The sequence below is a fragment of the Erwinia persicina genome, assembly GCF_019844095.1.
GTDB classification, from domain to species: domain Bacteria; phylum Pseudomonadota; class Gammaproteobacteria; order Enterobacterales; family Enterobacteriaceae; genus Erwinia; species Erwinia persicina.
Genome location: NZ_CP082141.1, coordinates 3,883,290 through 3,895,257, shown reverse-complemented (window position 1 = coordinate 3,895,257; position 11,968 = coordinate 3,883,290). Strand labels below are relative to the sequence as shown.

Sequence of the window (11,968 nt, the reverse complement as noted above, 5' to 3'; positions counted from 1 at the left end):
GGCGACAGCAAGACAGCGTGCTCGTGCCTTCCGTCGGGGACGGGAATATGTGCCGCTGACACCGCTGTCGCTTCAAGTATGAAGGGGATAATGATATGCTACTGTACTAGTTGAATAGTATGGCGGAATACCATGACCAACCAAACTCCTGTTCCCGTGACGACAGATTCGGCCAGTGAAGACTGGCTGCGTTTTGTCACGCTGCTACAGCGGGCCTATCAGGGTGAGCTGCACCTTCCGCTGTTGCAGCTGATGCTGACTCCGGATGAGCGCGAAGCGCTGGGTACGCGATTGCGCATCGTCGAAGAGCTGATGCGTGGCGAAATGAGCCAGCGTGAGCTGAAAAATGAGCTGGGAGCAGGGATTGCGACCATTACGCGAGGCTCAAACAGCCTGAAAAGTGCCCCCCCGGCGTTAAAGGCCTGGCTGGAGGCACAGCTGTTGAACGGGTCAGATAAGGTCTGAGTCGTCGTCTTTGCGCTGGTAGATATCGTTATGGAACGGGCAGAGAGCGAGGATCAGGGCCTGATGATACACGCTGGTACGGGACAGGTGGCCAGCTGTAAAGGCACCAATAGCGCCGCCCTTGTGCTTGATATTGTCAATGCCCGTGAGGCGTGCCATCTCTTCGCCCAGTTCCCGCCCTTCATGAATGCCTTTCATCACAATGGCGGGCAGGGTGAAGCTGGCAGAGCGCGACTCGCCACGTAGCTTATGATTTTCTACCACCATCCACGCAAAGGCCGTGTTGTCTTCAATGCCGGCCTCGATCGCCACCCAGAAATCGGCTTCGGGTCTGACCTGACGGGCATTCATCACGCGCTGACGTGCGCCAGTTCGCGTTTCTGTGTTTGTGATCGGTTGTGCGGCAACGCCGCTGTCGACCTCGACGCCCTCAATATGGCAGGATCCTTCCCCGAAGATATCGCTGAACGCTTGAGAAATTGCCTTAATTTTGGCTGGATTGATGGTAGCAGCGACAACATGGTACATAATTGTTTGAACCCTCTACGCAAATTTGTCGCAGTATAACGGAAAATCGCATGTTACAGGTCTATCTTGTTCGCCACGGAGAAACGCTATGGAATGCGGCACGTCGCATTCAGGGGCAGTCAGACAGCGCGCTGACTGAGAAAGGAGAGCAGCAGGCTCATCAGGTGGGGGAGCGGGTAAAAAAACTCGGTATCACCCATGTGATTGCCAGCGATCTGGGCCGTACCCGACGTACCGCCGAGATCATTGCCGACGCCTGCGGCTGTTCAGTGGTACTGGATCCCCGCCTGCGTGAGCTGAATATGGGGGTGCTGGAACAGCGCCTGCTGGATTCATTGAGCGCAGAAGAAGAGGGCTGGCGGAAAACGCTGGTGGATGGTACGGAAAATGGCCGTATCCCTCAGGGGGAGTCGATGGGTGAAATGGCGCAGCGTATGCATCAGGCGCTGGATGCCTGTCTGGCGCTGCCAGAGGGAAGTCGTCCGCTGATTGTCAGCCACGGCATGGCGCTGGGGGTGTTGCTCAGTACTATTCTTGGGCTGCCGGCCAATGCGGAGCGTCGCCTTCGTCTGCGCAATTGCTCTCTTTCACGCGTGGACCATCAGCAAAGCGCCTGGCTGGCTTCAGGCTGGGTGGTGGAAACCGCCGGGGATGTGGCGCATCTCGAGGAGACCGCGCTCGACGAACTTCAGCGTTAACCTGCAAAAAGGGCCGGTAATCCGGCCCTTTTTCATGATCAGACAGACGACTGACGTCGGATGGGGATCAGATATTCACAGTGGATATCGACGGGAGGTTCGGGACGTTTCTTACCACCGTGAGTATAAAAACGCTCAATATCCTGTCCGTGGCGACGTGTCAGGTTCAGTGTCGGCATACAGGTACCGTAAATCTGTAAGACGAACTCCTGAAGCCCGGTGCGTGGCCCTTCATAGGTGAACTGGACATAATCGCCCGCCTCCAACAGCACCGTTTGGGTTGAATGTAGCTGGTTAGCTATCTCCCCGGAAGGAACGGCTGTGGTATAGAGGATTTCCTGTTCATCATCTTTCTCTGCACTGGGGCGCGACTGATGGAGGCCATACAGTACCGGGGGTACGGTATCTGTCTCTGTCAGGAACTGACGCCAGAAGTGCATACGCATTTCATCACGAAAGCGAGAGATTTGCTCCAGTGTGCAGGTGTAAGACTGCGTTTGCCCTGTCAGTACAATTTCCGGCAGACTAACCCAGGTAGGATCAGGTAATCTGACGTCATTGAGACGGATCGGGGGACGCAGTCCGTAGGCATTCCAGTCCGATGACCGGCGATACCAGGCTGGCGTCTGCGCAAACTGCTTTTTAAACGCTCTGGTGAAAGTTTGTTGAGAATCGAAACGATACTGCAAAGCAATATCCAGAATAGGGCGGCTTGTCAGCCTTAAGGCGACGGCTGCTTTTGACAAACGACGAGCGCGAATATAAGCGCCAATCGCGTGACCAGTGACGTCCTTGAACATTCTTTGCAAATGCCATTTTGAATAACCTGCCTTTGCCGCAACATTATCCAGGGATAATGGTTGGTCGAGGTGGCTCTCCAGCCAGACAAGCAAATCTCGAATGATACCGGCTTGGTCCATAAATCGTCCTCATGTTACTCAGAATTGGTGCATGGTAAGCAAAGTCGACGAATAATAGCATTAATTGCAAAAGCTAAGTACCGGGCATTAGCTGTAAAAAAGTGCTAAATACGGTCATATTAGCGACAAATAGCGTTATAAACGTAAGCGTACGGTAGTTTCGTGTCTACCTTACAATGTCATCTATTTTCTTTGAAATGGTAACGTCATGACAATTAAAAAAGTGTTAATAGTCACTTCAGTATTCTTGTTTCCAGGTTTATTACATGCGGAGCAGGTGGGGTCAGTGGATACCGTCTTTAAAATGTTTGGCCCCGACCATAAAATTGTGGTTGAAGCATTCGATGACCCTGAGGTGAAAAACGTCACCTGTTATCTGAGCCGTGCAAAAACCGGTGGCATCAAAGGCGGACTGGGACTGGCTGAAGATACGTCAGATGCGGCAATTTCCTGTCAGCAGGTAGGGCCAGTGGAACTGAGTGACAAGATTGCGCAGGGGAAATCAGAGGGTGAAGTGGTTTTCAGAAAACGGACTTCGCTGGTGTTCAAAAAGCTCCAGGTCGTGCGTTTCTTTGACAAAAAACGTAATGCACTCATTTACCTGAGCTATTCGGATAAGGTGGTCGACGGTTCACCGAAGAACGCGCTCAGTGCCGTGCCAATTATTCCATGGGGTCATCAGTAGAAGAATGCGCGGGTCGACCGGAACTGAGGGTCGACCCCCACGAGCATTAATCCTGCAGATCACCACAGAAACGGTACCCTTCGCCATGAATCGTGGCGATGATTTCCGGGGTGTCAGGTGTGGATTCAAAATGCTTACGGATGCGGCGGATTGTCACGTCGACGGTACGATCGTGAGGCTTCAGTTCGCGGCCCGTCATTTTCTTCAGCAGGTCAGCACGGGTCTGGATCTTGCCCGGGTTTTCGCAGAAGTGCAGCATCGCACGGAACTCGCTGCGTGGCAGCTTATATTGTTCGCCCTGCGGGCTGACCAGCGAACGACTGTTGATATCCAGTTCCCAGCCGTTGAAACGGTAGGATTCAACCAGCTTGCGCTCTTCGCTAACGGCGGCCAGATTCATCGTCCGTGACAGAAGATTGCGGGCGCGGATAGTCAGTTCACGTGGGTTGAAAGGCTTGGTGATATAGTCATCAGCGCCGATTTCCAGGCCAAGGATCTTATCAACTTCATTATCACGACCCGTCAGGAACATCAGGGCTACGTTTGCCTGCTCACGCAGCTCACGTGCCAGCAACAGGCCATTTTTGCCCGGCAGGTTGATGTCCATAATCACCAGATTAATATCATTATCTGTCAGTATCTGGTGCATTTCAGCGCCATCCGTAGCTTCAAAAACCATGTAGCCTTCGGCTTCAAAAATACTTTTGAGCGTATTACGAGTGACTAATTCGTCTTCAACGATAAGTATGTGCGGGGTCTGCATGTGTTCGCTACCTAAATTGCCAACAAAATCGAAAACAGGACATACGGCTGTTGGCGCTGGCTAAACCCGGTGTTCAGAGCCAGAAGCAAAACAACAGCAGTACAGAATGATGTTCTTGATACAGGTTCCATGTACCGTCAACAACGCGGCTAACCCGTTATACGTGATGATTCAGCGTTCCTGAAGCGTCCGTTTTACTGGGTTTTGCTCAGCCATCAGGCTGTATCCTGCATGCCCCGGTAGTGCTAAACGGCGTATATCCTAACTGTATTAACAGCAACATAACAGCACAGGCAACAACCATTACGCAATAAAACAACGCTTAGTTGACTTATATCAAACCAATTGTAGCACGTTAACACTTTTGTGAAAAACTCTTACCGGAATGCCTGGTTAGCTCACAATTATGACCCTGTGTTTACGCATTCGTACGCAGACGTGACAAGAGGCTTAAATGCTTTTCGCTCCATGTTAATCAGCTGATAAAATACATTTTATCGTTACAAAGGTTTTTTTTTAGTGGGTTGATATCATGTTGAAGCATGTCAGTTTCATTTTGAATGCTGACGTGGCAGAGTCATGGCGGTAATTTTCTCTTTCTTGTAGGTGGCTATGCGTTTTCCCCTGATCCTTGTTTCTCCTGCCCGGGCTGAAAATGTCGGCGCGGCAGCCCGTGCGATGAAAACCATGGGGTTTGATGAGTTGCGCATTGTTAACAGTCAGGTGCATCTTGATCCTGTTGCGCAGCGCGTGGCCCATGGTTCGGCGGAGATCCTGAGCCAGGCGACCCACTGGACCTCACTCGACGCGGCGCTGGCGGATATTGATTTTAGCATCGCCACGACGGCACGTTCGCGGGCAAAATTTCGCTATTACGCCACCCCCCAGCAGGTACAGGGCGTGCTGGAAGAGAAACAATCGTGGATTGGCAGTGCGGCAATGGTATTTGGCCGTGAGGACAGTGGTCTGACTAATGAAGAGCTGGCGCAGGTTGATCTGCTGACAGGTATCCCGATGGCGGCTGACTATCCGTCGCTCAATCTCGGTCAGGCGGTGATGGTCTACTGCTATCAGCTCTCGGCGCTGCGTCAGGTCAGTGCACAGACGGAAGTGGGTGCTGAGGCTGACCAGCTTGCCGCTCTGCGCCAGCGAGCCCGGAATTTGTTACAGCGGTTGGAGGTCGCGGGTGATGAAAAACTGGCTGACTGGCTGCAGCAGCGTATGGGCCTGTTACAGCAGCGGGATATCGCCATGCTCCACCGTTTACTGCATGACATCGAAAAAAACCTCCAGCTAAAAAAACTGTAGAAAGTCTGAAAAGTAGTGCTATTTACTGCCATTTTTTCTCTGTGTAACACAACAGATTGGCCCGGGCGGCGAAAAGTGCCCGGCTACCTCGCGGCGCAAAAAAGTCGCTTTCGATAAAAAAATTGACTTGGCCGACCGTTTGCTTTACTTCTGAAAGCCGACAGATTTTACAGACAGATAAAAGATAAATCTCAATGCGCAAAAACAGCCTGATGACAACAATCATTATTACCACCACCATTACCACAGGTAACGGTGCGGGCTGACGCATACAGGAAAAATCAAAAATAAGCCCGCACCTAACCAGTGCGGGCTTTTTTTTCGGCAAAAATTCAGGAGAGTTTGAACATGCGAGTGCTGAAATTCGGTGGAACCTCAGTAGCCAATGCGGAACGTTTTCTGCGCGTGGCTGATATTCTGGAAAGTAACGTAAAGCAGGGACAGGTTGCTACCGTATTGTCCGCGCCAGCGAAGATTACCAACCATCTGGTGGCGATGATTGAGAAAACCATTAGCGGTCAGGATGCCTCACCCAATATCAGCGACGCGGAGCGTATCTTCGCTGAGTTGCTGCAGGGGCTGGCTGAGGCGCAACCGGGTTTCGCCTTCGACAGGCTCAAAGGGGTAGTGGATCAGGAGTTCGTGCAGCTTAAGCAGGTGCTGCACGGCATTGCCCTGCTGGGGCAGTGCCCGGACAGCGTGAATGCCGCGATCATCTGCCGGGGGGAAAAGCTCTCTATCGCTATTATGGAAGGTCTGCTCCAGGCTCGCGGTTATGGTGTCAGCGTCATCAACCCGGTAGAGCAACTGTTGGCCGTTGGTCACTATCTGGAATCTACCGTAGATATTGCGGAATCCACCCGTCGTATCGCTGCCAGTCAGATCCCGGCCAGCAACATGGTGCTGATGGCGGGCTTCACTGCCGGTAATGAACGCGGTGAGCTGGTGGTACTGGGCCGTAACGGGTCTGATTATTCTGCAGCAGTGCTGGCGGCCTGCCTGCGCGCCGACTGCTGTGAAATCTGGACTGATGTGGACGGGGTCTATACCTGCGATCCACGCCAGGTGCCGGACGCCCGCCTGCTGAAGTCGATGTCCTATCAGGAAGCGATGGAGCTCTCCTATTTTGGCGCTAAAGTCCTTCACCCCCGCACGATTGCGCCGATTGCCCAGTTCCAGATCCCCTGCCTGATCAAAAACACTGCGAATCCGCAGGCACCCGGCACGCTGATTGGCGGCGATGGCAGCGATGAAGATAATCCGGTTAAGGGCATTACCAACCTGAACAACATGGCGATGTTCAATGTCTCCGGCCCGGGCATGAAAGGCATGGTGGGCATGGCGGCACGCGTGTTTGCGGCCATGTCACGCAGCGGAATTTCCGTCGTGCTGATCACCCAGTCATCGTCTGAATACAGTATCAGTTTCTGCGTCTCCCAGAGCGACCTGGCGCGCGCGCGCCGTGTGCTGGAAGATGAGTTCTACCTTGAGCTGAAGGATGGCCTGCTGGAGCCGCTGGACGTGATGGAGCACCTTGCCGTGATCTCCGTGGTGGGTGACGGCATGCGCACCCTCCGGGGTATCTCCGCCAAGTTCTTCTCCGCGCTGGCCCGGGCGAATATTAATATCGTCGCCATTGCCCAGGGCTCGTCTGAACGCTCCATTTCCGTGGTGGTCAGCAATGATGAAGCGACCACCGGCGTACGTGTGGTACATCAGATGCTGTTTGCCACCGACCAGGTCATCGAAGTCTTCGTGATCGGCGTTGGTGGCGTCGGAGCCGCACTGATTGAGCAGCTCCATCGTCAGCAGACCTGGCTGAAAAACAAGCATATTGACCTGCGGGTGTGCGGCATCGCCAATTCGCGTGCGCTGCTGACCAATGTGCACGGTATCCCTCTGGAGAACTGGCAGGAACAGCTAAAGGCGGCGAAAGAGCCGTTTGATCTGGGCCGCCTGAGTCGTCTGGTGAAAGAGTATCATCTGTTGAACCCGGTGATCGTTGACTGTACCTCCAGCCAGCAGGTCGCTGACCAGTACGCTGACTTCCTGAGTGACGGTTTCCATGTGGTGACGCCGAATAAAAAGGCCAATACCTCCTCGTATCACTATTACCAGCAGATGCGTACGGCGGCGGCAAAGTCCCGCCGTAAATTCCTCTATGACACTAACGTCGGGGCCGGGCTGCCGGTGATTGAGAACCTGCAAAATCTGCTGAACGCCGGGGATGATTTGATCAGCTTCTCCGGTATTCTCTCTGGTTCCCTGTCGTTTATCTTCGGTAAACTGGATGAAGGCGTGTCGCTGTCGGATGCCACGAAAATGGCCCGTGAGATGGGCTTTACCGAGCCGGACCCACGGGAAGACCTGTCCGGGCTGGATGTCGCACGTAAGCTGCTGATCCTGGCCCGTGAGGCGGGCTATCAGCTTGAACTGAGCGATATTGAGATTGAGGCCGTCTTACCGCCCGAACTGACCGCCATCACCGATGTGGAAACCTTTATGGCACGACTGCCGGAGCTGGATGCCGGTTTTGCGGCGAGAGTGGCCAGCGCAGGTGAGGCAGGTAAGGTATTACGCTTTGTCGGTGCCATTGAAGAGGGCGGGGTGTGTAAAGTGAAAATCGATGCGGTCGACGGTAACGACCCGCTGTATAAAGTCAAAAATGGCGAGAATGCGCTGGCGTTTTACAGCCGCTACTATCAGCCGATCCCGCTGGTGCTGCGTGGTTATGGTGCCGGTAATGATGTGACGGCGGCGGGCGTGTTTGCCGATCTGTTACGCACTCTGTCGTGGAAGTTGGGAGTTTAATCATGGTTAAAATTCATGCCCCTGCCTCAATTGGCAACGTCAGCGTTGGCTTTGACGTTCTCGGGGCGGCCGTGTCGCCGGTGGATGGCACGCTGCTGGGTGATTGCGTAACCGTGGAATCGGCCGACGAATTCAGTCTGCACAATGAAGGCCGCTTCGTCAGCAAGCTGCCGGCGAACCCGAAAGAAAATATTGTCTATCAATGCTGGGATCGCTTCTGTGAAGCGATTGGGCAGCGCGTGCCGGTCAGGATGACGCTGGAAAAAAATATGCCGATTGGCTCCGGCCTGGGCTCCAGCGCCTGCTCGGTGGTCGCCGGGTTAATGGCAATGAATGAACACTGCGGTAAGCCGCTGGACGATACGGCGTTACTGGCGCTGATGGGCGAACTGGAAGGACGTATCTCCGGCAGCGTACACTATGACAATGTGGCCCCCTGTTTCCTGGGCGGCATGCAGCTGATGCTGGAAGAGAACGGCATTATCAGTCAGGAAGTGCCAGGCTTTGATGACTGGCTGTGGGTGATGGCGTATCCGGGCATTAAGGTGTCAACGGCGGAAGCCCGGGCGATCCTGCCTGCGCACTATCGCAAAGAGGATATTATCCGCCACGGCCGCTACCTCGGCGGCTTTATTCACGCCTGTCATACGCAGCAGCCGCTGCTGGCGGCAAAGCTGATGCAGGACGTGATTGCGGAACCGTACCGCACCCAATTGTTACCGGGCTTCAGTGAAGCCCGTCAGGCCGCTGCCGATATCGGTGCACTGGCCTGTGGTATCTCTGGCTCCGGCCCCACGCTTTTTGCCGTGTGTAACCAGCAGGATACCGCACAACGTATGGCAGACTGGCTCCGCCAGCATTATCTGCAAAATGATGAAGGCTTCGTCCATATCTGCCGTTTAGACACGGCAGGCGCACGTAAACTGGGATAACGCATGAAACTGTATAATCTTAAGGATCACAATGAGCAGGTCAGCTTCGCCCAGGCGGTGAAGCAGGGTCTGGGTAAACAGCAGGGCCTGTTCTTTCCGCTGGAATTACCTGAGTTCGAACTGACCGACATCGATGCCATGCTGGAAATGGATTTCGTCACCCGCAGTAGCAAGATCCTGTCGGCCTTTATCGGTGACGAAATTGAAGCGCATCAGCTGAATGAGCGTCTGAAAACGGCCTTCACTTTCCCGGCGCCGGTCGTGGATGTCACGGAAGATATCGCTGCACTGGAGCTGTTCCACGGGCCGACGCTGGCGTTCAAAGACTTCGGTGGCCGCTTTATGGCGCAGATGCTTGCCTGTGTCAGCGGAGCCGACGAGAAGATCACCATCCTGACCGCCACGTCGGGTGATACCGGTGCTGCCGTCGCTCATGCCTTCTACGGTATGGAAAACGTGCGTGTGGTGATCCTCTATCCGCAGGGCAAAATCAGTCCGCTGCAGGAGAAGCTGTTCTGTACGCTGGGTGGGAATATTCAGACCATCGCTATCGACGGTGATTTCGATGCCTGCCAGTCGCTGGTGAAACAGGCCTTTGATGATGAAGAGCTGAAGAAGGCCATCGGCCTGAACTCGGCGAACTCGATCAACATCAGCCGTCTGCTGGCGCAAATCTGCTATTACTTTGAAGCGGTGGCGCAGCTGCCACAGGAAAAACGCAACCAGCTGGTGATCTCCGTGCCAAGCGGTAACTTCGGTGACCTGACGGCTGGTCTGCTGGCGAAGACGCTCGGTCTGCCGGTGAAGCGCTTTATTGCCGCCACCAACGCGAATGATACTGTGCCGCGCTTCCTGGTGAACGGTGAGTGGGCACCTAACGTGACGGTCGCCACCCTGTCTAACGCGATGGATGTGTCACAGCCCAACAACTGGCCGCGCGTGGAAGAGATCTTCCGTCGCAAAATCTGGCGTCTGCAGGATCTGGGTTACGGGGCCGTGGATGATGAAACCACCAAAGCCACCATGCGTGAGCTGGCCGATCTGGGCTACCTTTCAGAGCCGCACGCCGCTATCGCCTACCGTCTGCTGCGCGATCAGCTGCAGGAAGGCGAGTTTGGTCTGTTCCTCGGCACCGCGCACCCGGCGAAGTTTAAAGAGAGTGTGGAAGCGATTCTGGATCAAACGCTGCCGTTGCCGGAGGCGCTGGCCGAACGGGCCGATCTGCCGCTGCTGTCGCATAAGATGAAAGGTGACTTTGCCGAACTGCGTGAGTTTCTGCTGAAAAAATAACGATAAACAGGGCGAGGCAAGTGCCTCGTCCTGCTGTTGTAGTCATCCCTGCCAGGCTAGTTCGTTTCCACAATCATTATTGCTTCACTGGTGAAGATTCCTGTCGCTAAGGTTGCGTTACGCTGTTTGACCAGCATGGCGTCAATCTGTGGTATTACCGGGTAGTTTATTGGCAGTGGGGTGTTAATATGCCACGGAGTGCCATCAGCATACAGACGAATTCCCAGATTGCCGTTGCTGGTTTTTAGTACGTTCCCGTCAAAGGTTGCACCCTCTCCTGTTATTTTCATTTTTATCTTGGAACTGCCCTCACACATTATGAAGTAATCTATTTTTTTCTTGTATGTTGTAATATTTTCTACGTTCACGTTTTCAAAACTGATATTCATATTCGCGGGTACTGTGCACGGAGGTGGCGCTACTACCATCGCTGAGATAGTGACCTTTGTTCCACCAGTATCTACTTCGGCATAGGTTTCTGCGGCAGCTAAGAGGGTCAATGCCAGCATACTGTGAAAAATATATTGACTCAGTTGCATTATATCTTCCCTGTCATGGCGCGCTGAAAATCAATATAGCAGAAGCCGATAACGGTCCTGTAGCGATTGCACTGCTCTCTACATCATTTTTGACCGGCACAAAACTAATCATATCGCTGCCGCTACCATTGACGATGTGAGACCTGAAATTTTCACCGGGTTTAACAACGATGCCATTATGTATCAGAGCGATACCGATATTACTGTTGCTTGTTTTGGTCAAATCGGATGAAAAAGATGCAGCATCGCTAACCAGACGTATCAGCACGTCCTGCGTTGCATTAGAGTTTGCACAGTTAAAGACCAGGGGTTTATTTTCTTTATATAATGAACCCTGGGCTGATTTTGTCAGAAGATCCTGACGAATGTTGTTAAACTGGACATAAATTGATTGAGAATTATTAATGGTGCATGTGTTGGTTAAAAGGTATATATCATTGCCAGCGATTAAACGCCAGCGATAGGGCCCACATTTTGGGCAGCCTTCTTGATCATTATATTGCTGGAAATAAAATTCCCCAATCACATCCCCTTTATGTATAGCAATATCTTTTGTTGGGTTTGGGTTCAGCTCCATTAATAATTGTATGTCCACGGCTTTAGTTTTAAGTTGCGTCAAAGACATAACCTCTATTTCTTGCAATAGTGGCAGGCTATAGCGTATTCCATTAATAACGACTAAAGCAGTGAAGTCGGGGAACAGCGTCTGATTTAAGATGCTACTCATCTTGTCAGTTTTTAATACGTCATTCCAGGATTCTACATCATTACGGCAGGAGATTTGCGTAAGGGAATATATCTGATTAAGCCCGGAAGTGAGGGATGATTCAAGATTGACCCTAACATCAATAGGGACACTAGAACCTCCGGGGGGAATAACGCCATCAACCGATTCACATGTAAATGCCAGCGCATTTCCTGACGCTATCAGAAAGATAATTGATTGTATTGTTATAAATATAATTCTCTTCACGGCAAAATCCTTTTGCTTAATTTTAAAGAGATTATTTTAATATACCGGTTACTGTA

At 52.6% G+C, this 11,968-nt stretch carries 14 protein-coding genes and 1 other annotated feature; of the genes, 8 read left to right on the top strand and 6 right to left on the bottom strand.

The window, feature by feature from the left end; all coding sequences use genetic code 11:
• Positions 1–132 precede the first annotated feature (132 nt).
• Positions 133–465: a trp operon repressor gene (gene trpR / locus K6L24_RS18045; protein ID WP_062747399.1), complete on the top strand. Its 333-nt coding sequence runs from the start codon at positions 133–135 to the stop codon at positions 463–465.
• Here the strand turns inward: trpR and yjjX are convergent.
• Positions 451–993, bottom strand: coding sequence for an inosine/xanthosine triphosphatase (yjjX, locus tag K6L24_RS18040; protein WP_062747402.1), 543 nt, complete (start codon positions 991–993; stop codon positions 451–453). The genes trpR and yjjX overlap by 15 nt on opposite strands.
• A 50-nt stretch (positions 994–1,043) precedes the next feature.
• Between yjjX and gpmB the strand changes: the two genes are divergently transcribed.
• A complete protein-coding gene (gene gpmB / locus K6L24_RS18035; protein WP_062747404.1) occupies positions 1,044–1,691 on the top strand; it encodes a 2,3-diphosphoglycerate-dependent phosphoglycerate mutase GpmB in 648 nt (215 codons plus the stop codon).
• A gap of 38 nt (positions 1,692–1,729) precedes the next feature.
• Here gpmB and robA read toward each other — a convergent pair whose 3' ends face one another.
• Positions 1,730–2,611, bottom strand: coding sequence for an MDR efflux pump AcrAB transcriptional activator RobA (gene robA, locus K6L24_RS18030; RefSeq protein ID WP_118664684.1), 882 nt, complete (start codon positions 2,609–2,611; stop codon positions 1,730–1,732).
• Between the two features lie 208 nt (positions 2,612–2,819).
• Here robA and creA point away from each other — a divergent pair, with 208 nt between their 5' ends.
• Positions 2,820–3,296: a protein CreA gene (creA, locus tag K6L24_RS18025; RefSeq protein WP_118664682.1), complete on the top strand. Its 477-nt coding sequence runs from the start codon at positions 2,820–2,822 to the stop codon at positions 3,294–3,296.
• A gap of 46 nt (positions 3,297–3,342) precedes the next feature.
• Here creA and arcA read toward each other — a convergent pair whose 3' ends face one another.
• A complete protein-coding gene (gene arcA, locus K6L24_RS18020; protein WP_062747410.1) occupies positions 3,343–4,059 on the bottom strand; it encodes a two-component system response regulator ArcA in 717 nt (238 codons plus the stop codon).
• A 612-nt stretch (positions 4,060–4,671) separates the two neighbouring features.
• Here arcA and K6L24_RS18015 point away from each other — a divergent pair.
• Positions 4,672–5,367 (top strand): tRNA/rRNA methyltransferase, encoded by a 696-nt coding sequence (locus tag K6L24_RS18015; protein ID WP_118664680.1) that lies wholly within the window; start codon positions 4,672–4,674, stop codon positions 5,365–5,367.
• A 22-nt stretch (positions 5,368–5,389) separates the two neighbouring features.
• Here the strand turns inward: K6L24_RS18015 and K6L24_RS18010 are convergent, their stop codons facing one another.
• A complete protein-coding gene (locus tag K6L24_RS18010) occupies positions 5,390–5,593 on the bottom strand; it encodes a hypothetical protein (protein WP_062747414.1) in 204 nt (67 codons plus the stop codon).
• On the opposite strand from K6L24_RS18010, the gene thrL reads away from it, so the two are divergent.
• From thrL to thrC, 4 genes are all read left to right on the top strand, one after another.
• Entirely contained in the window at positions 5,562–5,633 is a 72-nt protein-coding gene (thrL, locus tag K6L24_RS18005; protein WP_072277474.1) for a thr operon leader peptide, read from the top strand. The two genes, K6L24_RS18010 and thrL, sit on opposite strands and share 32 nt — an antisense overlap.
• Positions 5,569–5,690, top strand: a sequence feature (Thr leader region). Its footprint overlaps the gene before it by 65 nt.
• 25 nt (positions 5,691–5,715) lie before the next feature.
• Entirely contained in the window at positions 5,716–8,178 is a 2,463-nt protein-coding gene (thrA, locus tag K6L24_RS18000) for a bifunctional aspartate kinase/homoserine dehydrogenase I (protein WP_137269049.1), read from the top strand.
• Between the two features lie 2 nt (positions 8,179–8,180).
• Positions 8,181–9,110, top strand: coding sequence for a homoserine kinase (gene thrB / locus K6L24_RS17995; RefSeq protein WP_137269050.1), 930 nt, complete (start codon positions 8,181–8,183; stop codon positions 9,108–9,110).
• Positions 9,111–9,113: 3 nt separating this feature from the next.
• Positions 9,114–10,400 carry a threonine synthase gene (gene thrC, locus K6L24_RS17990; protein WP_062747420.1) on the top strand — a complete coding sequence of 429 codons (1,287 nt, stop codon included), beginning with the start codon at positions 9,114–9,116 and terminating at the stop codon, positions 10,398–10,400.
• Positions 10,401–10,456: 56 nt separating this feature from the next.
• Here the strand turns inward: thrC and K6L24_RS17985 are convergent, their stop codons facing one another.
• Both K6L24_RS17985 and K6L24_RS17980 read right to left on the bottom strand, forming a co-directional pair.
• Positions 10,457–10,939 (bottom strand): fimbrial protein, encoded by a 483-nt coding sequence (locus tag K6L24_RS17985; RefSeq protein WP_062747422.1) that lies wholly within the window; start codon positions 10,937–10,939, stop codon positions 10,457–10,459.
• A 13-nt stretch (positions 10,940–10,952) separates the two neighbouring features.
• Positions 10,953–11,912: a fimbrial protein gene (locus K6L24_RS17980; protein ID WP_084344214.1), complete on the bottom strand. Its 960-nt coding sequence runs from the start codon at positions 11,910–11,912 to the stop codon at positions 10,953–10,955.
• Between the last annotated feature and the right edge of the window lie 56 nt (positions 11,913–11,968).

What these genes read in the sequence shown, in the direction of transcription:
- trpR (WP_062747399.1), top strand. Translation starts at nt 133, where the DNA reads ATGACCAACCAAACTCCTGTTCCCGTGACGACAGATTCGGCCAGTGAA.
- yjjX (WP_062747402.1), bottom strand. Translation starts at nt 993, where the DNA reads ATGTACCATGTTGTCGCTGCTACCATCAATCCAGCCAAAATTAAGGCA.
- gpmB (WP_062747404.1), top strand. Translation starts at nt 1,044, where the DNA reads ATGTTACAGGTCTATCTTGTTCGCCACGGAGAAACGCTATGGAATGCG.
- robA (WP_118664684.1), bottom strand. Translation starts at nt 2,611, where the DNA reads ATGGACCAAGCCGGTATCATTCGAGATTTGCTTGTCTGGCTGGAGAGC.
- creA (WP_118664682.1), top strand. Translation starts at nt 2,820, where the DNA reads ATGACAATTAAAAAAGTGTTAATAGTCACTTCAGTATTCTTGTTTCCA.
- arcA (WP_062747410.1), bottom strand. Translation starts at nt 4,059, where the DNA reads ATGCAGACCCCGCACATACTTATCGTTGAAGACGAATTAGTCACTCGT.
- K6L24_RS18015 (WP_118664680.1), top strand. Translation starts at nt 4,672, where the DNA reads ATGCGTTTTCCCCTGATCCTTGTTTCTCCTGCCCGGGCTGAAAATGTC.
- K6L24_RS18010 (WP_062747414.1), bottom strand. Translation starts at nt 5,593, where the DNA reads ATGATTGTTGTCATCAGGCTGTTTTTGCGCATTGAGATTTATCTTTTA.
- thrA (WP_137269049.1), top strand. Translation starts at nt 5,716, where the DNA reads ATGCGAGTGCTGAAATTCGGTGGAACCTCAGTAGCCAATGCGGAACGT.
- thrB (WP_137269050.1), top strand. Translation starts at nt 8,181, where the DNA reads ATGGTTAAAATTCATGCCCCTGCCTCAATTGGCAACGTCAGCGTTGGC.
- thrC (WP_062747420.1), top strand. Translation starts at nt 9,114, where the DNA reads ATGAAACTGTATAATCTTAAGGATCACAATGAGCAGGTCAGCTTCGCC.
- K6L24_RS17985 (WP_062747422.1), bottom strand. Translation starts at nt 10,939, where the DNA reads ATGCAACTGAGTCAATATATTTTTCACAGTATGCTGGCATTGACCCTC.